Genomic DNA, 317 nt, shown 5'->3' on the forward strand with positions numbered 1-317 from the left:
TTTGAGCTTGATCCTTTTAGTGGCAAAGTTTTTCTCTTCTGCGGTGGAAGCAAGGATCGCTTCAAGGCCCTTTATTGGGACGGTCAGGGCTTTTGGCTGCTCTATAAAAGATTTGAAAACGGGAAGATGAACTGGTCGCGAAACCAAAATGAAGTTCAAGCCTTATCTTCTGAACAAGTCGACTGGCTGATGAAAGGCTTTGCAATCAGTCCAAAAATAAAGAACACGAAAGTACGCGAATTTTACTAACACTTGATATCGCGCGCTTTTTTTCTACGTAAAGTCAAGCATCACTAGGTGTTTGGCTTTATTATTTT

General features: G+C 41.0%; 1 protein-coding gene. It reads left to right on the plus strand.

All coding sequences use genetic code 11. The features are described 5' to 3' along the window. On the plus strand, positions 1–249 hold a 249-nt coding region (tnpB, locus tag FC57_RS10510), incomplete at its 5' end, for an IS66 family insertion sequence element accessory protein TnpB (RefSeq protein ID WP_056990038.1). Between the last annotated feature and the right edge of the window lie 68 nt (positions 250–317).

It is taken from the genome of Lactobacillus ultunensis DSM 16047, assembly GCF_001436305.1.
GTDB lineage: Bacteria > Bacillota > Bacilli > Lactobacillales > Lactobacillaceae > Lactobacillus > Lactobacillus ultunensis.